The organism is Spongiibacter sp., from assembly GCF_984394615.1.
This window is the reverse complement of sequence record NZ_CFHTQA010000008.1, coordinates 37,244-56,672: the sequence shown is the minus strand read 5'-3', so window position 1 is coordinate 56,672 and position 19,429 is coordinate 37,244. Positions and strand designations below refer to the sequence as shown.

Annotated in this window: 19 protein-coding genes; 9 read left to right on the top strand and 10 right to left on the bottom strand. The window is 58.5% G+C overall.

The genetic code is table 11. The annotated features are described in order from the left end of the window. Positions 1 to 35 precede the first annotated feature (35 nt). On the top strand, positions 36 to 533 hold the full coding sequence (locus AC5DB9_RS05075) for a DUF4265 domain-containing protein (protein ID WP_272990901.1): 498 nt from the start codon (positions 36 to 38) through the stop codon (positions 531 to 533). A 31-nt stretch (positions 534 to 564) separates the two neighbouring features. Beyond that, complete coding sequence (gene yaaA / locus AC5DB9_RS05070; RefSeq protein WP_272990903.1) at positions 565 to 1,338, top strand: peroxide stress protein YaaA; 774 nt, start codon at positions 565 to 567, stop codon at positions 1,336 to 1,338. 3 nt (positions 1,339 to 1,341) lie between these two features. Here the strand turns inward: yaaA and AC5DB9_RS05065 are convergent, their stop codons facing one another. Next, positions 1,342 to 1,800 carry an EVE domain-containing protein gene (locus tag AC5DB9_RS05065; RefSeq protein WP_272990905.1) on the bottom strand — a complete coding sequence of 153 codons (459 nt, stop codon included), beginning with the start codon at positions 1,798 to 1,800 and terminating at the stop codon, positions 1,342 to 1,344. Positions 1,801 to 1,897: 97 nt separating this feature from the next. On the opposite strand from AC5DB9_RS05065, the gene AC5DB9_RS05060 reads away from it, so the two are divergent. Beyond that, positions 1,898 to 2,488, top strand: coding sequence for a DUF938 domain-containing protein (locus AC5DB9_RS05060; protein ID WP_272990908.1), 591 nt, complete (start codon positions 1,898 to 1,900; stop codon positions 2,486 to 2,488). A 72-nt stretch (positions 2,489 to 2,560) separates the two neighbouring features. Here AC5DB9_RS05060 and AC5DB9_RS05055 read toward each other — a convergent pair whose 3' ends face one another. After that, entirely contained in the window at positions 2,561 to 4,066 is a 1,506-nt protein-coding gene (locus tag AC5DB9_RS05055) for an OmpA family protein (protein WP_022958986.1), read from the bottom strand. 204 nt (positions 4,067 to 4,270) lie between these two features. Between AC5DB9_RS05055 and trhP the strand changes: the two genes are divergently transcribed. Beyond that, entirely contained in the window at positions 4,271 to 5,593 is a 1,323-nt protein-coding gene (trhP, locus tag AC5DB9_RS05050; protein WP_273009954.1) for a prephenate-dependent tRNA uridine(34) hydroxylase TrhP, read from the top strand. Positions 5,594 to 5,627: 34 nt separating this feature from the next. Further along, positions 5,628 to 6,011, top strand: a complete 384-nt coding sequence (locus AC5DB9_RS05045; protein ID WP_272990914.1) for a hypothetical protein — start codon at positions 5,628 to 5,630, stop codon at positions 6,009 to 6,011. 6 nt (positions 6,012 to 6,017) lie between these two features. Here AC5DB9_RS05045 and AC5DB9_RS05040 read toward each other — a convergent pair whose 3' ends face one another. Genes AC5DB9_RS05040 through AC5DB9_RS05030 form a run of 3 tightly spaced genes read right to left on the bottom strand, consistent with a single transcriptional unit; the run spans position 6,018 to position 8,746 of the window. After that, complete coding sequence (locus AC5DB9_RS05040) at positions 6,018 to 7,175, bottom strand: GNAT family N-acetyltransferase (protein ID WP_272990916.1); 1,158 nt, start codon at positions 7,173 to 7,175, stop codon at positions 6,018 to 6,020. After that, a complete protein-coding gene (gene ubiA, locus AC5DB9_RS05035; protein ID WP_272990918.1) occupies positions 7,172 to 8,065 on the bottom strand; it encodes a 4-hydroxybenzoate octaprenyltransferase in 894 nt (297 codons plus the stop codon). The genes AC5DB9_RS05040 and ubiA overlap by 4 nt, the downstream gene beginning before the upstream one ends. A gap of 39 nt (positions 8,066 to 8,104) precedes the next feature. Next, on the bottom strand, positions 8,105 to 8,746 hold the full coding sequence (locus tag AC5DB9_RS05030) for a chorismate--pyruvate lyase family protein (protein ID WP_084495400.1): 642 nt from the start codon (positions 8,744 to 8,746) through the stop codon (positions 8,105 to 8,107). A gap of 125 nt (positions 8,747 to 8,871) precedes the next feature. Here AC5DB9_RS05030 and AC5DB9_RS05025 point away from each other — a divergent pair, with 125 nt between their 5' ends. From AC5DB9_RS05025 to AC5DB9_RS05015, 3 genes are all read left to right on the top strand, one after another. Next, complete coding sequence (locus AC5DB9_RS05025) at positions 8,872 to 10,248, top strand: FAD-dependent oxidoreductase (protein ID WP_022958980.1); 1,377 nt, start codon at positions 8,872 to 8,874, stop codon at positions 10,246 to 10,248. A 125-nt stretch (positions 10,249 to 10,373) separates the two neighbouring features. Beyond that, positions 10,374 to 11,003: a class I SAM-dependent methyltransferase gene (locus AC5DB9_RS05020; protein WP_272990921.1), complete on the top strand. Its 630-nt coding sequence runs from the start codon at positions 10,374 to 10,376 to the stop codon at positions 11,001 to 11,003. A 108-nt stretch (positions 11,004 to 11,111) separates the two neighbouring features. Beyond that, the gene (locus AC5DB9_RS05015) at positions 11,112 to 12,401 is read left to right on the top strand and encodes a dicarboxylate/amino acid:cation symporter (RefSeq protein WP_272990924.1); all 1,290 of its coding nucleotides are present in this window, start codon (positions 11,112 to 11,114) and stop codon (positions 12,399 to 12,401) included. An 8-nt stretch (positions 12,402 to 12,409) separates the two neighbouring features. Here the strand turns inward: AC5DB9_RS05015 and AC5DB9_RS05010 are convergent, their stop codons facing one another. The 5 genes from AC5DB9_RS05010 to AC5DB9_RS04990 form a co-directional block, all read right to left on the bottom strand. Then, positions 12,410 to 12,718 (bottom strand): hypothetical protein, encoded by a 309-nt coding sequence (locus AC5DB9_RS05010; RefSeq protein WP_272990925.1) that lies wholly within the window; start codon positions 12,716 to 12,718, stop codon positions 12,410 to 12,412. A 29-nt stretch (positions 12,719 to 12,747) separates the two neighbouring features. Next, positions 12,748 to 13,176, bottom strand: coding sequence for a hypothetical protein (locus AC5DB9_RS05005; RefSeq protein ID WP_272990926.1), 429 nt, complete (start codon positions 13,174 to 13,176; stop codon positions 12,748 to 12,750). Between the two features lie 44 nt (positions 13,177 to 13,220). Next, entirely contained in the window at positions 13,221 to 14,537 is a 1,317-nt protein-coding gene (locus tag AC5DB9_RS05000) for a sigma-54 interaction domain-containing protein (protein ID WP_272990928.1), read from the bottom strand. 77 nt (positions 14,538 to 14,614) lie between these two features. Continuing rightward, complete coding sequence (locus AC5DB9_RS04995) at positions 14,615 to 15,919, bottom strand: PepSY-associated TM helix domain-containing protein (protein ID WP_272990930.1); 1,305 nt, start codon at positions 15,917 to 15,919, stop codon at positions 14,615 to 14,617. Next, positions 15,909 to 18,170 (bottom strand): TonB-dependent receptor, encoded by a 2,262-nt coding sequence (locus AC5DB9_RS04990; protein ID WP_272990932.1) that lies wholly within the window; start codon positions 18,168 to 18,170, stop codon positions 15,909 to 15,911. The genes AC5DB9_RS04995 and AC5DB9_RS04990 overlap by 11 nt, the downstream gene beginning before the upstream one ends. Positions 18,171 to 18,530: 360 nt before the next feature. On the opposite strand from AC5DB9_RS04990, the gene AC5DB9_RS04985 reads away from it, so the two are divergent. Continuing rightward, positions 18,531 to 19,421 carry an MBL fold metallo-hydrolase gene (locus tag AC5DB9_RS04985; protein WP_022958972.1) on the top strand — a complete coding sequence of 297 codons (891 nt, stop codon included), beginning with the start codon at positions 18,531 to 18,533 and terminating at the stop codon, positions 19,419 to 19,421. Positions 19,422 to 19,429: the final 8 nt, after the last annotated feature.

Genomic DNA, 19,429 nt, shown 5'->3' with positions numbered 1-19,429 from the left:
TCATTAGGCGCTTTTATGGCCGGATTCCCCCTCGTATGACTGACGCGACCTTCGCCGACAAAGAAACCCGACTCGAACTGTTCGCCGGCATCCACCCGGTCAATCAACAGCCCGTCTTCGAGCAGTGCCTGGCGACGCCCTGTGACAAAGAAGGCGAGTACCGTCTGCTGAAGTCGCCGCTGTTTGTGCGCGGCGTGGCCGCACTGGACCGCATTGCCCTGAACCCGGATGCAAGAGGGCGCTTTCAAGTAGCGGAGCGCAGCGGCAACCTCTGTCTGCGCGTCTTTCTGCGCGAAGCCAACAGCGCACTGGAAGAACAGCTCACCGCCGAAGTGGAAAAGCTAGGCGGCAGCCTGGATGTCAGCAATGAGCGCGCACTGGTCTACAGCCTGTATTTCGGCGTAGGGTTTCTGACCGTGGAAAAACTGCTCGACAAACTGATTGCTCGCGGCGAAGCCGAGTGGCTATACGGCAATGTTTACGACGATCAGGGTGAACCACTGAACTGGTGGCAGGACATGGTCAACGCCTGAACCGCGCGACGATTACACAGGACACGATGCAATGCTGATGCTGATTTCACCGGCGAAAACGCTGGATTTCGACACCCCCGCGCACACCGCGCAGTACAGCCAGCCGGATTTTCTGGACGAATCCAAGGTGCTCATCAAAGAACTGCGCGCACTTGCCCCGCAGGATATTTCGGCGCTGATGAAAATCAGCGACAAACTCGGCACGCTGAATTACCAGCGCTTTGCCGACTGGCAGACGCCCTTCGCTCCCGAAAACGCCAAGCAGGCGGTACTGGCCTTTCGCGGTGATGTGTATACCGGCCTCGACGCCGACAGCATGAGCGACGATGACCTGGCCTTTGCCCAGCAGCATCTGCGTATTCTGTCCGGTCTGTATGGCCTGTTGCGCCCCCTCGACCTGATTCAGCCCTACCGCTTGGAAATGGGTACCAAGTTTGCCAATGCCCGCGGCAAAAACCTCTACGAATTCTGGGGCAATGACATTACCGAGGCGATCAATGCCCAGCTTAAAGAAGCCGGGCCGCTGGTGGTGAACCTGGCCTCCAACGAGTACTTTGGCGCCGTGAAGCCAAAGGCGCTGAATGCCGAGATGGTCACCCCGGTATTCAAAGACTTTAAAAACGGCAAATACAAAATCATCAGTTTTTACGCCAAAAAAGCGCGGGGGCTGATGAGCGCTTACATCATCAAAAACCGTATTACCGACGCCGAACAGCTCAAAACCTTCGACGTGGACGGTTATTACTTCAGCCCCGAAGAGTCCAGCGACAGCGAGTGGGTCTTCCTGCGCGACGAGCCCGCCTGAGGCTTATTCCATCGCCAGGATCTGCTGCCAGTGCTGCGGGTCGACCGGCATGATCGACAGGCGGTTGCCGCGCTTCAGCAGCGGCATATCCTCCAACTGCGGATTGGCTTTCAATTCGCTGAGCGGAATCAGCCGCTTGAGCTTGCGCACAAAACGCACGTCCACCATATACCAGCGTGGGTTGTCCTCGCTGGCCTTGGGATCGTAGTACTTCGATTCGGGATCACGAGCAGTGAAATCCGGATAGCCCTCACGCACCACCTCGGCAATCCCCGCCACTCCCGGCGTTTTGCAGGCGGAGTGATAGAACAGCACCTGATCGCCCACCTTCATCTGGTCACGCATCATATTGCGCGCCTGATAATTGCGCACACCGTCCCAGTGCTCCGTGGCCTTGGGTCGCGCTGCCAGATCGTCAATACCGAAGGTATCCGGCTCAGACTTCATCAACCAGTATTGCATCCTGTTCTCCCCTTACCGACACTGTGCCCGCAAAAGTGTATCGGGCCGCCGCGAGCAGCGTCTACGAAAAGCCTCATGGCATAAACGAGGATACCCCATGGAAAAACCGTTTTCCCAAGCCTGTGAAAACAACAAGCGTCCCATTCTGGACGGACTGCTACCCGTGATGAAGCAGGTGGACAGCGTGCTGGAAGTCGGCTGCGGCACCGGTCAACACGCCGTATTTTTTGCCGAGCACATGCCCTGGCTGCGCTGGCAGAGTTGCGACCAGCCGGAATATCTGCCCGGCGCGCGGCTATGGATTGACGAGGCTTCACTGGACAATTTGCCCGCGCCTCTGCCCTTTGAGGTCAACGCCCTGCCCTGGCCCGAGGGTCAGTTCAAGGCGCTGTACTCAGCCAACACGTTACATATTATGAGCTGGGCATCGGTGGAGCGTTTCTTTGCACGCCTCCGCGATGAGCAGCCCTCGCTGGAGTGGCTATGTATCTATGGTCCGTTCAATTACAACGGCGCCTTTTCCTCGCCGAGTAACGCCGAGTTCGACGCCTTTCTGAAACAGCGCGACCCGCTCAGCGGCATCCGCGATATCGAAGCCGTCGATGCCCTGGCCTCGGCGGCAGGTTTCACACTGCAACACGACCACGCACTGCCCGCCAACAACCGCCTGTTAATCTGGCAGCGCTGACGCAATCAGCAGGCAAAAAAAACCGCGGCACTGGGCCGCGGTTTTAGCTACGTTCCTACTGAACGATGCCGATCAGGGCTCGTATTCGTAGTCGTACTCGTACTCTTCTTCCTCGATCTCAGCAGCGGGATCGTAATCGTACTCGTAGCTCTCTTCTACGCTTTCCTCTTCTTCAAGGTCAGCAGCAGGCTCATAGTCTTCAACCTGCGCATCGACTACAGAAGACTCTTCTTCCATCGGCTCTTCAGTGGCGGGCATGTAAACCTCATCCACCATCACGTCCTGCTCGCCCAGCACTTTCAGCTCAACGCGGCGGTTTTCCGCACGGCCTTCAGCGGTGTCGTTGCTGGCGATAGGCTGCTCTTCACCGTAGCCACGTGCGGTCAGGCGACCACTTTCAACGCCCTGGTTAACCAGGTAGTTTTTCACTGACTTGGCGCGGTTCTGCGACAGGTTCATGTTGTAGCTGTCGCTACCCATGCTGTCAGTGTGGCCTTGCAGCTCAACATTGAAGCCCGGTGAGCTGCTCAGCGTCGCCGCAACACCGTCGAGAATGGTTTCCGCATTCACGGTCAGTTGTGCGCTGTTCAGCTCGAAGTTAACGCCGCGCAGTACGACAGATTGCTCACCGCCACAGCCGTTAGACATGACCTCGGTGCCAGCCGGAGTGTCAGGACACATGTCGTCGGCATCAACTACGCCGTCGCCATCGCCATCCAGTGAACAGCCCTGTGCGTCAACTTCTTCGCCAGCAGGGGTGTTGGGGCACTTGTCGAGGTAGTCAGCAACGCCGTCTTTGTCACCGTCCAGCGGGCAACCTACGCTGTCCACCTGTACACCGCGGGGTGTGCCGGGGCACTGATCCGCTTCATCGGCAACACCGTCGCCATCTGCATCCTGAACGCCGTATTTCGCGTCGAAGAAGTTGTAGCGCAGACCCAGCAACAGGCTCTGTGACTCGTATTCGGTTTCCAGGGTGGAACTGCCCGCATCAAAAGTGGGGTCTTCCGATACGGCGTAACGGTAACCGGCATCCAGTACCAGACGCGGCGTCAGGTTGTAGTTCACACCCGCACCCAGCTGGCCGATCATCACGTCATCTTCAACGCCGTCCAAATCCATGGTCGCCATACCCAGACCGCCACCCACGTAGGGGCGCAGGCGCTCACCGGCACGGAAGTCATACCACAGGTTACCCATCAGCGATTCAACTTCCAGCGAGGAGTTGCTGCCTTTGATGTCGTTTTCGCCAACGTGGTATTCCAGCTCAAGACGCAGCGGGTTAGAGAACTTGTAACCGAAGCTGGCGCCGTAGCCGAAGTCGCGATCGTACTCGGTATCGAGTTCGGTGGATGTGCCGACCGGCTGAGCCATCAGACCCAGATCAATCAGAAATTGCTCGAAAGCACTTGGTGTTGGTGCATCGGTTCTCAGGGTACCGTCAGCGTCAAACACGTCGGTATATTTAGTGTGGCCGCCAATGTAGAAGCCACTTTCTTCTTCAGCATTCGCTGCACCAACAGTAGACGCGACCAGCACGCCCGCCGCCAGAGCAGACTTCATCCATTGCTTGCTCATAGCAATCCCCCAGTTCTGAGTTATTTATTCCAGACAATATCTGAATGCACTCGATACTAACCGATATTACGGCGCAATTTTAGCGATAAGAGTCACTAGCTTAGTAAATATCCAACAACTTTTGTGTCAACACCACAAAATTCAGGCCGCAGGCAGGGGCACTGCGTTACCATAGCGCCCTGTTTTATCGGAGGGCTACCCACCATGCCAAGCGAATTGCTTTCCCCCGCTGGCAGCCTGCGCAATATGCGTTACGCCTTTGCCTATGGCGCCGACGCGGTCTACGCAGGCCAGCCCCGCTACAGCCTGCGGGTGCGCAACAACGAGTTCAAAGACCTGGAAACCCTGGCCACGGGCATCAACGAGGCCCATGCACTGGGCAAACAGTTTTATCTGGCCTCGAATGTGTCGCCGCACAATAACAAGGTGCGCAGCTACATTCGCGACCTGGAGCCCGTTGTCGAACTCGGCCCCGACGCCCTGATTATGGCCGATCCCGGCCTGATGATGCTGGTGCGCGAGCGCTGGCCCGATCTGCCAATTCATCTTTCTGTGCAGGCCAACGCGGTCAACTGGGCGACGGTAAAGTTCTGGTATCAGAACGGCATACGCCGGGTCATTTTGTCCCGCGAGTTGTCGCTGGACGAGATTGAAGAAATCCGCCAGCGGGTCCCGGAGATGGAACTGGAAGTCTTCGTTCACGGCGCGCTGTGCATTGCCTATTCCGGCCGCTGCCTGCTGTCGGGCTACATGAATCACCGCGACCCCAACCAGGGCGCCTGCACCAATGCCTGCCGCTGGGAGTACCAGGCCCACGAGGCCAAAGAGGATGAAACCGGCGACCTGATCGCCGTGCAGAGCTTCGAACCGGAAGCCGCCGCCGAGCCGGGCCCCGTGCTGCTGCAACAGGCGCAGCGACCGGGCGAGTACATGCCCGCCTATGAAGATGAGCACGGCACCTACATCATGAACTCCAAAGACCTGCGCGCCGTACAACATGTACAGCGCCTGCAGGAAATGGGCATTCACTCGCTGAAAATCGAAGGGCGCACCAAATCGCATTACTATGTGGCGCGCACCGCACAGGTCTACCGTCGCGCGATCGACGACGCGGTTGCCGGCAAGCCCTTCGACATGGGCCTGATGGACGAGTTGGAAACCCTGGCCAACCGCGGTTACACCGAGGGGTTTTACCGCCGTCATCCACCCAAGGAATACCAGAGCTACGAGCAGGGCAGCAATCCCGCACAGCGCCAGCAGTTTGTGGCGGAAGTGGTCGATGTTGCCGGTGATGATCTGGTGCTTGACGTTAAGAATCGCTTCGCCTTGGGCGACGAGCTCCTGCTGATGAGCCCCTCGGGTAATCGCCGCTTCCAGTTGGGCAGCCTGCTGGATAAAAACGGCAAGGCCATCGAGGTGGCGCCGGGATCCGGCCATCGGGTACGACTGCCCATGGGTGAAGCGCTGGATGAGCAAGCCTTGCGTTTTGGGCTGCTGGTAAAGGATATTCACAGCACAGGCTGCTAGGCTGTAGCCCAATGATTGACTTGGAGATTGCTGTATGGAGCGACGCAAATTGCGCCTGATGCGCGGCCTGATCAATGTCAGTTTGCTGAGTCTGATCTTCGCCGCCGCCCTGCAACTTCTGGCCAGCCTGGTCGGCAATGGCTATGCCATCGCACTGGGGCTGGTCGGTGTCGGCCTGACCTTTTACTGCTACCGCCGCGCCGATCGCGAGGACGCGGGCAGCTTTGCCTACAACCTCTGGCGCATTCTGCCGACCCTGGCCTTTGTGCTGCTGCCCCTTGCCATTTTTTGGTACGGCAGTGACGCCCAGTGGAGCAGCACCGAAATCCTGATGCTCACCCAGATCGTCACCAGCTATGTGCTGCCCATCGGTTGTTTGCTGGTGGTGGAGCGCGGCCTGAAAAAAGCCCAGCAATGAGCCGCGCTAATCGTTCTGCTTGAACGGCAACAGCTCGGCGGCTTCCTGTAAATAAGCATCGATGTGCGCGTCTTCCTCAACGAGGAAACGCTGCACGGCATCGGCGAAAGCCGGGTCGGCGAGCCAGTGGTTGGAGTAGGTGCGGATCGGCGTAAAACCCCGCTGAATTTTGTGCTCGCCCTGAGCACCGGGATCAAAACGCGACAAGCCTCGCTCAATGCAATGTTCGATACCCTGGTAGTAGCAGGCTTCAAAGTGCAGAAAATCGTATTCCCGCACGCAGCCCCAGTAGCGCCCGTACAGGGTGTCGCGGCCCTCAAAGTTCAGCGCCGCCGCCACGGGCTTATCCTCATGATACGCCAGCACCAGCAGTAGCTGCTCCGGCATGGCGTGGGCGATCGCCTGAAAAAAAGCTTCCGACAAATAGCCACCGTGGCCGCTGCGCTTGGCGTAGGTGAGTTGATAGCAGTGGAAGAAGAAGCGCCATTGTGCCTCGCTCACGGCATCGCCGCGCAAGCGCTCAAGACGCAGGCCCTGCTCGGCCACCACCCGCCGCTCCTTGCGCAGGTTTTTGCGTTTGCGCGAGCTGAAGTCGGCCAGAAAATCCTCAAAGCACTGATAATCGCGATTAAACCAATGGTATTGCGGTCCGCTTCGGCACATCAGCCCCGCCTGCTGCCAGGCTGACGTTTCGTCGAGGTCGGGGAAGAGGATATGTAGCGAGGAGGCATTGAGCTGCTGCGCCCGCGCCTGCATTTGCGACACCACCGCGGGCATTACTTTGTCGCGATCAAGATCGTCACGCAGGACCAGGCGCGGCCCGGTGGCCGGGGTGAAGGGAATGGCGGTCAGCAATTTGGGGTAGTAATCGTGACCGTAGCGCTCGTAAGCGTTGGCCCATGACCAGTCAAACACGTACTCGCCGTAGCTGTGAGATTTGATATACAGCGGCATCAAGCCGCAGAGTTGCCCGGCCTCATACAGCAGCAAGTGCTGGGGCTGCCAGCCCGACTCGGCGCAGGCAGCACCGCTGTCTTCCAGTGCCTGCAGAAAACTGTGGCGGAGAAAGGGATAATCGCTGCCCGCCAGTGCATCCCAGTCGGCCGCCTCCACCTCGCGGATACTGGCAATAAAACTCAGCTCAAGCACGGGCGCCACGCTCATCCAATACCTAACTCAGCGAAGGCGTAATGCAGTGCAATGCCGATAAATATCGCCATGCCCACATAGTTGTTATTCAAAAAGGCTTTGAAGCAGGCCTCACGCTCGCGATAGCGAATCAGCTTCTGCTGGTAGATAAACAAGCCCGACGCCACCATCAGCCCGGCATAGTAGATAAAGCTCATCTCGAATTTCGGCCCGGCAATCGCCAGAATCACGATCGCCGAGGCCTGCAGCATACCGGTAATGGCCCGGTCGTCGTCACCGAATAAAATGGCGGTGGATTTCACGCCGATCTTCAGATCGTCGTCGCGGTCAACCATCGCATAAAAGGTATCGTAGGCCACCGTCCACATCAGCCCGGCGATGTATATCAGCCAGATTTCCAGCGGCACCTCATTGCGCACCGCAGCAAACGCCATTGGCATCCCCCAGGAAAACGCGGCCCCCAGCACCACCTGTGGCAAATGAGTATAGCGCTTCATAAAGGGGTAACAGGCCGCCAGTGCCACCGCGGCAAACGACAGCAGAATCGTGAGGGTGTTGGTAAACAGCACCAGCACAAAGGCCAGCAGACACAGTGTCGCAAATAACAGCAGTGCCTCTTTCTCCGTCACGCTGCCCGTAGCGAAGGGACGGTTGGCTGTGCGCTTCACATGGGCGTCGATCTTGCGGTCAGCAAAGTCATTGATCACACAGCCGGCGGCGCGCATCAGATAGGTGCCCGCCACGAAGATAAACAGCAGGTGCAGCGGCGGCAGCCCCTCGGCCGCCAGCCACAGCGCCCACAGGGTCGGCCACAGAACCAGATAGGTGCCGATCGGCCGGTCGATGCGCATCAGCGCAAAATAATGGGGCAGCTGCTGACGAATATGCTGTAGCGTCGCGTTCATCCTATCTCCTCGTTGCTGCCGGGCAGTATACCGAGGGGATCACCAGGGCTGGAAGGCGGGCAGGAAGATCTCGCCCACCAGAATGCGGCGATCGCCATGGACAAAGCAGGAGCGGCGGCCCCACAGTTCGGTGGAATCCTCACTCAGTTCAGCTAGTGGCAGTGCAGAGGCGCGAACCCGGCAGAGTTCGAAGGGCTCGCGGCGCATGCTGCGGTCGGCAAACAGCAGATGGCCCAGCGGGCGACTGTCCAGCCCGCGCAAACGACGCAGATGGCCGGTCATGCTGCTCAGCGGCAGAATACTGCGGGCGTAAACCCAGGGCTGCTGGTGACAGCACAGCAGCACTTCGCGAATCATCGCCCAATCGCGATCGCCCAGGCCCAGCAGGCGACGCTCTGACAATTGCGGCACACCCCAGTATTGCCGCAGAATCCGCACGTGAAATTCACCCCGGCTTTCGCGCCGGAGATGCGCAGTCAGGGAACCGGTGTCCAACAGCCACGAAGCCGCAGTGAGAGGTCGATTACCTCCCACAAATTGATTAGCTGGCAGCCAGCGGGGCGCTTCGCGGTAGCATCGGTTTAATTGAAGGGCGTACAATGTTGGGTTTCCAGTGGTTTGATCACTGAATAGTGGCTGCCGGAACGCCGGGAGAAAGAGCACCGGCTGTTGGCAGTCCATTCGCTGAGTGCGGCAGAATGCGTGAATCGACGACGACTTGCAAGCCAGCAGCCATAACGAGTCAACAGTTACACACCGTGGCAGCCGCGTAATAAAACGTAGAAATAATTCGAGCAGGAACGTGTATGAGTAAGTGGGAATGTATTGTTTGTGGATGGGTGTACGACGAGGAAACCGGCGATCCGGAATCCGGTATTAAACCGGGTACTCGCTGGGAAGACGTCCCCGAAGACTGGCTCTGCCCCGACTGCGGTGTGGGCAAGGAAGATTTTGAAATGATCGAACAGTCTGAGCCCAGCAATCTCCCCCATCATGAGGAACCCGCGAGCGCAGGCAGCGAGGCTCCCATCGTCGTAATTGGTACCGGCTTGGCGGGCTACGGTCTGGTTCGCGAGCTGCGCAAGTTCGACAAAGACACCCCGATCGTAATGATCACCTCTGACGATGGCCGCTCCTACTCCAAGCCGATGCTGTCTACCGGCTTCACCAAGAATCAGGATGCCGATGCCCTCGCACAGAAAGATGCAGGTGGCATGGGTGAAGACCTGAACGCCAGCGTGTGGACCATGACCAAGGTCACCGGCATCGATACCGCAGCCCAGACCTTGACCACCGGCGGCGACACCGCCACTCAGGTTCACTACAAGAAGCTGGTACTGGCACTGGGCGCCGAAGTCATCCGTCCGCCGATTGCCGGCGACGCTCTGGACCACGTTTACTCCGTCAACGACCTGCTGGACTACGACGACTTCCGCAAAGCTGTCGCCAACAACGATGTTAAGAAAGTCTGCATTATCGGTGGTGGTCTGATCGGCTGTGAGTTCACCAATGACCTGATCAATGGCGGTCTGCAGGTGGAAACCGTTGATCCGCTGGGCTACTGCCTGCCTACGCTGCTGCCAGAGCCCGCAGGCAAAGCCGTGCAACGCGCACTGGAAGAAAAAGGCGCCACCTTCCACTTTGGCCCGCTGGTCACCGAAGTGAACAAGGCGGCCGACGGCGTGACCGTGACCCTGAACAACGGCAACACCATTGACTGCGATCTGGTGCTGTCTGCGGTAGGTGTTCGCCCGCAGGTGGAACTGGCCAAGTCAGCAGGAATTGAGGTGAACCGCGGTGTGGTCACTAACCGCCTGATGGAAACCAATGCGCCCAATGTCTACGCCATGGGTGACTGCGCCGAAGTCTCCGGTCACGTGCTGGTCTACGTAGCGCCACTGATGGCACAGGCCCGCGCACTGGCCAAAACCCTGAGCGGCGAGCCGACCGAAGTCAGCTACCCGGCAATGCCTGTTACCATTAAAACACCGGCCTGCCCCGTATGTGTGGCGCCGCCGCCGCGCGATGCCAAAGGCGAGTGGCAAATCGAAGAAGACGGCAATAACGTGGTCGCCAAATTCGTCGATCCAGCGACCGGCGATCTGCTCGGCTTTGCCCTGACCGGCGAAGGTGCCAAACAGAAAATGGCCCTGCAGAAACAACTGCCGGCCATCATGCCCTAAGCCTGAACGGCACTGACAACAACCCCGCTACGGCGGGGTTTTTTGTGCCTGTCCGTTTTGCCCATTGCATTTACCTGTGCGCTTCGCTGCAATGCAGAAAACCAATAACAGATAAGCACACCGCCATGTCGCTCTACGAAAAATACCTGCTGCCCAGCGTGATCGACCGCGCCTGCTCCATGCCCGAGGTAATGCAATTGCGTGCCGAGGTGGTCCCCCAGTGCCGGGGTCAGGTACTGGAAGTCGGCATGGGCAGTGGCATCAATCTGTCACTCTACGAAGCCGACAAGGTCGACTGGGTCTGGGGGCTGGAGCCCTCCGAGGGCATGCGCCGCAAAGCCGAGAAAAAGCACCTCAAGAACAGTCCCGTGGAAGTGCGCTGGCTGGACTTGCCCGGCGAGCAGATTCCCCTCCCCGACAACAGTGTGGATACCGTGCTGCTCACCTTCACGCTGTGCACCATCCCCGACTGGCGTGCCGCACTGGCGCAAATGCACCGGGTACTGAAAGACGATGGTGAGCTGCTGTTCTGTGAACACGGCCTGTCGCCCGATGCCGGAGTGGCACGCTGGCAAAACCGCATCACGCCAATGTGGAAATGCCTGGCTGGCGGCTGCCACCTCAATCGGCCCATCAACGAACTGCTGACCGAGGGCGGCTTCGACATCACCGAAATCAAACAGCGCTATATATCCGGTGCCCCGCGCATTGCCGGCTACGTATTCAGTGGCAGGGCCCGCAAAGCAGCGGCCTGATCCCGTCTTGCGCTGGCTCGACGGCCAGTCGCAAGGTAGAGTGCAAAGTCAGCCCCGGCGCAACACCATGCGCGCCCACGCACAAGCCCAGCAATACGGATACCGCTCATGCGAAAACTGGCCCTGCACTGGCAAATTGCCATCGCTATCACCCTCGCCGTACTGGCGGGTCTGCTCAGCGGAGACACCGCCGCGGTTGGCGGCGTCAAACTTGTCGCCGTTTACGCCTTCTTCGGCACCCTGTTCCTCAATGCGCTGAAAATGCTGATCGTCCCACTGGTCAGTGCCTCAATCATCAGCGGCATGGCCGGTATCGGCGGTCACAACCTTGAACGCCTCGGCGGGAAAACGCTACTGTTCTACGCCTCATCGAGCCTCATCGCGATTCTGATCGGCCTTACGGTCGTCAATATCATCGCTCCCGGCACGGGTGATACGCAGTCGCTGGCCGCCAGCCTCAGCAGCGATGATCCCGCACTCAGCGATACGCTTGCCAAAGTTGAAGGACGCAGTGCCGCCGATGTGGTGCAGGTGTTTGAGCGGATGATTCCCACCAATGTGATTGCCGCGGCCGCCGAAGGCCAAATGCTGGGCCTGATCTTCTTCAGTCTGCTTTACGGCTTCTTCCTCGCGCGCAGCGAATCCGCCCACGCCGAAGTACAAATCAATTTCTGGCAGGGCCTGATGGACATCATGACCGCGATGACCATGTGGGTGATGAAATTTGCGCCCATCGGCGTCTTCGGCCTGGTCGCCAAAACGGTGGCCACCACCGGCTTTGATGCCTTTACCCCCATGCTCAAATTTTTCTTCGCGGCCAGTCTCGCGCTGTTGCTGCATGCCTTCGTGGCCATGCCGCTGATACTGCGCTACCTCGGCCGCGTCCAGCCGAAAAAGCATTTTCAGGCCATGGCACCCGCCATGCTGACCGCCTTCTCCACAGCCTCCAGCTCCGCCACCCTGCCACTCACCATGGAATGCGTGCAGGACAAATCCGGCGTATCCAAACGCACCAGCGGTTTTGTATTGCCTCTGGGTGCAACGGTGAATATGGACGGTACCGCGCTTTATGAATGTGTCGCCGCCATGTTTATCGCACAGGTCTACGGACTGGAACTGAGCTTTGCCCAGCAGTTCACCGTGGTCATGATCGCTCTGCTCACATCCATTGGCGTCGCCGGCATTCCCGCTGCCAGTCTCGTCGCCATCTCGGTGATTCTCGGCGCCATTGGCCTGCCACTGGAAGGCATCGGCCTGCTGCTGGTAACAGACCGGATACTGGATATGATGCGCACTGCCGTGAACGTCTTCAGCGATTCCTGCGCCGCGGTGGTCATCGCTCGCAGCGAGGGAGAACAAACTCTGATCGCCATCGACAGTCCCGGCAGGAAAGCTTAGTCCAAGCGTTATTTTACTGCAGTGGGAAGTGGCTCAAGCTTGATAATCAAGCCGCGAGCCACTTCCATCATCACCAGTACCTGACACGGTGGAAATTGTTCCAGCAGCGACAACGAGCGATAACTTGTCCACTCAGCGACCGGATCAAAGGTATCCCGACGCTTGAAATTGAGCTGCTTCAAGCCCACCAGACACTCTCCCTGCATTTTCGCATCGCGCACCGTTACCGCATCCAGCCGCGCAGCGGGATAGCGCTTACTGATAGCGTGGTAGGAATAGTCTTCAGCGAGGACTAACGGTGAACATAAGCACAGCATCCATAAAATGCCGCGCCTTAAGAACCTAGTCATTGTTTTTGATCCCATCCGACAACGATGTCGTTATCCAGTGTTATACGAAGTCCATATCGATTACTTCCACGATGATTGTACTTCCAAATCTCTTTTTTCTTTGTCTTGAGGACTTTCTGGTCAATATCTTGCGGTTTACCCAGGGAGTCCATTAACTGCTCTGCTGTTTGTCCTTGCCAGAATGACTTGTCCATTAAAGCATTAACGATTTTCTCATCATGGTACTTCAGCATTAACGCTTCCCTGCGACGCTTTCTATTAACTATCTGTAGCCAGATAATCGCACTAATCGCTGCGCCAACAATAACAATCAGTGGGAACCAGCCTACTCTCTCTACCACGTTTAATAAGATATAAACTGGAATAGCAAGACATATGAAAATCGCCCATCCCTGCATCTCTGCCTTCGTCATTCGTTTCGCCATGAACCCTCCTTGTGGCAACTAGCCTGTTCCGTGCTAAAAGTCGTCTACCCTTCCAGCCGCCGATACAGCGATCGCAAACTGATCCCGGCAATTTCGGCGGCACGATCCTTGTCACCCTTGCAGTGTTCCAGCAGTTTTTTCAGGTAGTAGCGTTCCTGATTTTTCAAATCCAGCCAGGGGCCGTCACGTCCTTCAGACGGCACCGAGCGATGGATCGCCGTGTCGACTTCCTGGCTGAAGCAACGTTCCAGCACCGGCACATCGATGATGCTGGAATGCGCAAAGATGGTGGCGCGTTCGAGCAGATTACGCAGCTCGCGGATGTTGCCGGGAAATTCGCGCTGCTGGAGTCGTTTAACGGCGGAGTCGGTCAGCCGGTAGCCGCCATTGGGGCTGAGTTTTTTGAGGATGGAGCGCGATAGCAGGGCAATGTCTTCCCGGCGCTCTCTAAGCGGCGGAAGATGAATGGGGAAGGCATTGATCCGGTAGTAGAGATCTTCACGGAATTCACCCCGCGCAATCATCCCCGGCAGGTCTTTGTTGGTGGCAGAGACCAGCCGGAAGTCGGCAAGCTTGGGCTGGGTGCTGCCCACGGCCCGGTAGCTGCCGGTTTCCAGCAGGCGCAGCAGCTTTACCTGCATGCCCAGTGGCACATCGCCGATTTCGTCCAGAAAGAGGGTGCCGCCTCGCGCCGATTCCAGCAGGCCCGGCTTGTTGCTGACCGCGCCGGTAAAAGCGCCTTTGACATGACCGAATAGCTCGCTTTCAAACAGCGTCTCGGTCAGCCCGGCACATTCCACCGTCACCATGGCGCTGTCGGCACGACGGCTGGTGCCGTGAATGGCCTGCGCCGCCAGCTCCTTACCGGCACCGGACTCGCCCAGCAACAGTACCGAGGTTTCGTGGGGCGCGACCAGGTTGATCAGCTCCAGCATGGTATTAAAGGCGGCACTGCGCCCGACCATCTGGCTGCTGCTGATTTCGGCGCTGGCGCTTTTGACCGGCTTGAGGACCTCGATGAAGTAGCGCAGTTTACCGTGACGATCTGTCAGCGGCAGCATCTCCACGTCGATATGCTCGCGGCCACGCGGGGTGTTGTGGATATGCAGTACGCGCTCGCGTTGACCGCTGCGGGTGCAGGCCTGCAGAGGGCAACTCTCACCGGCCTGATCGCAGGGACGGTCGTAGCCGTGTGACACGCGGTAACAGTAGTCGCCCTGGGGGACGTCACCGAAGCTGTCGAGATAGCGCTTGTTGCTGGCGAGTATCCGGTACTCCGGCGACAGCAGTATGGCGGGATAATCCAGGCTGTCGAGCAGAGAGCTGAAATCGAGGTCGGCGTCGGTCGCGATGTGTTGCATGGTGTTTGCCAATATTGACAGTCAGGTTGTCAATATTGGCATAAGACTGGCAGCGCCGCGACTCCGGCGCAGCTCGATCACCTTGCCGGCAAGCCCAGCCAGCGACGTGCAGCCGGAATATGACGCAACAGGGCAAACTCCATGAGCGCCATGCACACAAGGGATATTCCCACCACCGGCAGCACAAGGGCCAGCCCGAGGATCATGACCGTTACGCCGACAGCCAGCCGGTGCTCCGCCGGGAATGACGGCGCTCCCAGGCGCTGCGCAGGCTTGCGCCGTCGCCACAGCACGAAACCGCTCGTCGCCATGATCATCAGCCCTACCGCCGTGAGTACACCGAGCAGCTGATTAAACCAGCCAAACAACTGCCCCTCATGTGCGGCAACCCCAATACCAATCGCCCGATCGACCAGCGGCCGCTCATCGAAATGGCGGCTGCCCAACAGCCTACCGCTGCGGCCATCAATCCAGGCCTCGGCACGCAGGGGTCGATTCTGGCTCTGGGATGTCAGCTTCCAGACACCGGCTTGTTGTATGTCCGGACTGAGCTCGGCGGGTGGCGCAAAATTCAGATCGACAGCCCGCGCCATCACCTCCGTGCTGAGTACCGGCATCGTTTTCGGTGCCGCACTGTGAGCGTGGTGTTCGCTGTGACCGACCGACCAGTCCTGCTGCAGTGTCGGCTGACCCCACTGGCGGACTTCTTTAAAGGCACTGCCCCATACCAGCGCCCACGGCAGACCCGTGAGCAGCAGGAACAGCGCAAATGCCGATATCCAGATGCCGGTCACCGCGTGGAGGTCGCGCCACAGCACACGGCGTCCCTGTCGCAGGCGTGGATAGAGAACACCGGCAAGCCCAACGCTGTGGCGAGGCCACCATAGATACAGCCCGGTGAGAATCAGTACGATGGCCCAGCACGCGGCCAGCTCCACCAACACCGAGCCCACATTCCCTGCCAGCAGCTCGCCGTGAAATGCCCTGACCTGACGCATGAACTGCGCCTCGTATTCAATCTGCTTGAGAATCCTCAGCGTTTCCGGATGCACATAGACGAGATGCTTGACGCCATGCAGCCCCACCGCGATTTTCACCGCATCATTGGGTTCAAGCGGCAATTCGTAGTTGATGAGCCGGCTGCCCGGCAACGACGCCAGTGCGGCATCGATTTGCTGCTGAGGCGAGGCCAGCGGCCCGCTGACGGGCAATTCTCGATACGGCGCATCCAGCCACTGTTCGACCTGCGGCTTGAACAGATAGATGGCCCCGGACGCCGCCAACGTCAGCACAAACGGGATACAGAACAGGCCCGCGTAAAAATGCCAACGCCACAAACGGCGGTATAAAGCGCTGCGCCGCCCTGATGGTTCAGAGGTCATAGGACAGGCTCACATAGCCGGTGCGGCCCGGCCAGGGATGGGCAACATAGTCGATGTCATTGCGCAGATTATCGATGCCGATGCTGCCGCTCAGTTGCGGCGTAAACTGGTAACGCGTTTTTACGCCCAAGCGCAGATAGCCGTCTTGCGCACCGTAGACATTGTCTTCGCGGTCGCGGTTGTCGAGGCGACCGTAGCTGTCGCTGGCATATTGCAGATTCGTCCCCACATCCCAACGCGCATTCACGTGGTAATTCGCCAGCAGATTCCCCCGCCACTTCGGCATGCGAGTAAACTGATTACCGACAATGCTGGGGTCAACGCGGTTCTGGGTAATTTCGGCATCCGTCCACGCCAGATTCGCGCGCAGGTTCAGACCCGGCGTAAACACATCGTAGGCGTTGAAGATCAACTCCACGCCCTCGGTCTCCACCTGATCGACCGGAACAAAGGTACGCAGCGAGGTGCCTCCGGCCAGCATGGTGGTCTGCGACTCAATGACATCCCGAACGGTTTCCTTAAACAGATTGACGCGCACATAGCCGCTGCCCAGCCGCCGCTCAATCATCAGGTTATGATGCAGGCCGCGCTCCGGTTTCAGATCGGGATTCGCGGCATTGACGCTGTTGTAGGCCCGGTACTGACTGAACAGCTCTTCGACTATCGGGAAGCGGTATGCACGGGCCAGTGCGTAGCGCAGCTGCCAGTGCTCAGCGGGCTGAAAGCCAAGCGAAAATTTGGGTGAGATACTGCTGTCATCGCGAGACGGCACCTTCACCACATCGAGACCCGGCGTCGCCGCCTGATCGTCAGCGTAGTAGCCGCCATGACTTTTCCAGTCCTCGTAGCGACCGCCCAACGTTGCATCCCAGGCCTCACTGATGGTCCAGCTCAGTTGCAGGAACGCCGCGTTCAAGGTCGTTTCACCGCCGCTGCGATCCACTGCCTGCGTTTTGCGGCCCGCCCGGTAATCACTGCTGCGGTATACCGTGGTATTGAGTTCGTACTGCTCGTGACGCAGACCGGCGACCAGATCCACGTCCTCGCCAAACACGCCGTCCTCCGACCATTTCAGCTCTGCAGTTGTCCAGCCGGTATCACCGAAATCCGTTACTTGCCCGCTGCCGTCAAACGACGGCGCATTGGGGTTTGCCGCCGAACTGCGGGCTTCATCACGCAAGATTTCAAAGCGATTGAGGTTGGCCTCCAGCGCACTGCGCTCACTCAGTTCGCCGCGCAAGCGCAGCCCCACCGACAGGCTGTCGCGGTCCTGCTCGCTCACCCCCAGCCGGGAAGCGGGCACCGAGAATACCTCACCGCCTTGCTCGACGTTGCCCTCCCAAACCGCATTGCCGTTGCTGTCGCGCAAATAGCTGTTGGGGCGGGTGCTCAACCCCTCGCGACCTTCGTAGGCGATATTGGCCAGCACCGACCACTGCTCCCAGTCGTAGCCCAGCTTCATTTTGATATTGTCAGTGGTTGTCGCCACCACGCCGCTATCGCCAAAGTACAGGCGCGAATTGCTCAACTCATCGCGAGCCCGAATCGCCCCGCTGACACTCTGCGGTGGCGCGCCGGTATCGCTGCCACCATAGAAGTAGGTCTGTGGCTGCGCATCACTTTCCAGACGGTTGTAGGAGAAGTAGTAACTGGCATCACCGACCCGGTTGCCGTAGGAAACAAAGGTTTTGTAGCCATCGAGTTGCTCGTCAACACCATAGGCCTCGAAGCGTTGAGAGAAGTAACCCACATCCACGTGGAATTCTTCGCGCTCCGGAATCGCGGTTTCGATCAGCACCACGCCACCCATGGCATTGCCACTATACTCAGCGGAGAACGGGCCGTAGAGCACTTCGACCTGCGCTATTTCGCTGGCCGATACCAGTGTCCAGCGCGGCGCGCCGTTCCACCGGGACTGGAGGAAATAATGCAGCGGCACCCCGTCGGCAAAGACCATCGACCGCGAGGTCTGGAACATATTGCTCCCGCGAATCCCCAGCGTGCCGTTGGCATCGCCGATGAAGCGACGGCGAATCACCAGGCTGGGCTCGTATTTCACCAGGTCTTCGGTGGTCGTCGCGTTGATACTCCGCATATCTTCCGGGCGAAGAATGCTGTTGGGACTGGTGAACGACGAATCGTCACTGCTGCGACGCTCCCCCCACACCCGCATCTCTTCAACAGCGGTGTCCGCCAGCGCCGACAGCGCGGGAAACAGCAACAGAGCGGCGCGCGACAGGCGATAAGTCATTCCCAATTTCCATTAATCCGCAAAAGCGGCGAACCCTATTACAGTGATCAATATTTAGACAAAGTGGCAAATTGTCGCAGCCACCGCCGCCGCCCAGCGCAGTTGTGTCAAAAGTGACGCGAATAGTGACAAATTTGACATTTTTCGCGGCGTCCGTTTTGGGAGCGTCGCTAAGAATCCGCTCATTTTTGGGAAAAACTTAACGTTAACAATATGTTGGAACTATCAAACGCCGCGTCAGCGGGGTTGGCATAATTCCTGTTTATAAGCACATAAGGAATAAGCTTATTCCAATTAAATATGGACAATGGCGAGCACCTCCTGAAAGCGGGCCGCCCCTGACAGCAAGAGGACTTCATCATGACTGACAATATCCGCGTGGATTTCGACCACAAACCCGAAGTCGTCCCGTTTTTTGACGAGCCCACCAACACCTTTTCTTACGTGGTCAAAGACCCGACCTCCAAGTCCTGCGCCGTCGTCGACTCCGTGATGGAAATCGACTACGCCGCCGGCCGCCTGTCACTCGACGGCGCCGATAAAATCATCGACTACATCCGCAGCCACGACCTGAAACTCGAGTGGATCATCGAAACCCATGTGCACGCCGATCACTTGTCGGCAGCGCCCTATATTCAGGAAAAACTCGGCGGGCGCGTCGGTATCGGCTCGCAGATCACCGTGGTCCAGGACACCTTTGGCAAGATTTTCAACGCAGGCACAGAGTTCGCCCGCGACGGCTCACAGTTCGACCAGCTGTTTGAAGATGGCGATGAGTACACCGTGGGTAACATGGTCTGCCACGCCATCCACACACCGGGCCACACACCAGCCTGCATGACGCACATTATGGGCGACGCGGCCTTTGTCGGCGATACCCTGTTCATGCCAGATGGCGGCACCGCACGCGCCGATTTCCCCGGCGGCGATGCCCGCATACTGTACAAATCGATTCAGCGGGTGCTGTCGCTGCCGGATGAAACGCGCCTGTTCATGTGCCACGACTATATGCCCAATGGCCGCGAAGTGGAGTACGAAACCACGGTTGCCGCCGAGAAAGAAGCCAACATCCACGTTCATGTGGGCACCAGCGAAGATCAGTTTGTTGCCATGCGCGAAGCCCGCGACGCCACACTGGGCATGCCGCGCCTGATCCTTCCCTCGCTGCAGGTCAATATGCGGGCGGGCCACCTGCCCGGCGCGGAGGACAACGGCACTGTCTATCTGAAACTGCCACTCAACGTACTGTAAGGGCCGCG

Bases quoted from the DNA above. Each gene is read 5' to 3' on its own strand.
- ubiA (WP_272990918.1), bottom strand. From the start codon at position 8,065: ATGAACGCGACGCTACAGCATATTCGTCAGCAGCTGCCCCATTATTTT.
- AC5DB9_RS05040 (WP_272990916.1), bottom strand. From the start codon at position 7,175: ATGAGCGTGGCGCCCGTGCTTGAGCTGAGTTTTATTGCCAGTATCCGC.
- AC5DB9_RS05065 (WP_272990905.1), bottom strand. From the start codon at position 1,800: ATGCAATACTGGTTGATGAAGTCTGAGCCGGATACCTTCGGTATTGAC.
- trhP (WP_273009954.1), top strand. From the start codon at position 4,271: ATGCCAAGCGAATTGCTTTCCCCCGCTGGCAGCCTGCGCAATATGCGT.
- AC5DB9_RS05020 (WP_272990921.1), top strand. From the start codon at position 10,374: ATGTCGCTCTACGAAAAATACCTGCTGCCCAGCGTGATCGACCGCGCC.
- AC5DB9_RS05010 (WP_272990925.1), bottom strand. From the start codon at position 12,718: ATGCTGTGCTTATGTTCACCGTTAGTCCTCGCTGAAGACTATTCCTAC.
- AC5DB9_RS04990 (WP_272990932.1), bottom strand. From the start codon at position 18,170: ATGACTTATCGCCTGTCGCGCGCCGCTCTGTTGCTGTTTCCCGCGCTG.
- AC5DB9_RS05005 (WP_272990926.1), bottom strand. From the start codon at position 13,176: ATGGCGAAACGAATGACGAAGGCAGAGATGCAGGGATGGGCGATTTTC.
- yaaA (WP_272990903.1), top strand. From the start codon at position 565: ATGCTGATGCTGATTTCACCGGCGAAAACGCTGGATTTCGACACCCCC.
- AC5DB9_RS04995 (WP_272990930.1), bottom strand. From the start codon at position 15,919: ATGACCTCTGAACCATCAGGGCGGCGCAGCGCTTTATACCGCCGTTTG.
- AC5DB9_RS05055 (WP_022958986.1), bottom strand. From the start codon at position 4,066: ATGAGCAAGCAATGGATGAAGTCTGCTCTGGCGGCGGGCGTGCTGGTC.
- AC5DB9_RS05000 (WP_272990928.1), bottom strand. From the start codon at position 14,537: ATGCAACACATCGCGACCGACGCCGACCTCGATTTCAGCTCTCTGCTC.
- AC5DB9_RS05075 (WP_272990901.1), top strand. From the start codon at position 36: ATGACTGACGCGACCTTCGCCGACAAAGAAACCCGACTCGAACTGTTC.
- AC5DB9_RS04985 (WP_022958972.1), top strand. From the start codon at position 18,531: ATGACTGACAATATCCGCGTGGATTTCGACCACAAACCCGAAGTCGTC.
- AC5DB9_RS05025 (WP_022958980.1), top strand. From the start codon at position 8,872: ATGAGTAAGTGGGAATGTATTGTTTGTGGATGGGTGTACGACGAGGAA.
- AC5DB9_RS05045 (WP_272990914.1), top strand. From the start codon at position 5,628: ATGGAGCGACGCAAATTGCGCCTGATGCGCGGCCTGATCAATGTCAGT.
- AC5DB9_RS05030 (WP_084495400.1), bottom strand. From the start codon at position 8,746: ATGGACTGCCAACAGCCGGTGCTCTTTCTCCCGGCGTTCCGGCAGCCA.
- AC5DB9_RS05060 (WP_272990908.1), top strand. From the start codon at position 1,898: ATGGAAAAACCGTTTTCCCAAGCCTGTGAAAACAACAAGCGTCCCATT.
- AC5DB9_RS05015 (WP_272990924.1), top strand. From the start codon at position 11,112: ATGCGAAAACTGGCCCTGCACTGGCAAATTGCCATCGCTATCACCCTC.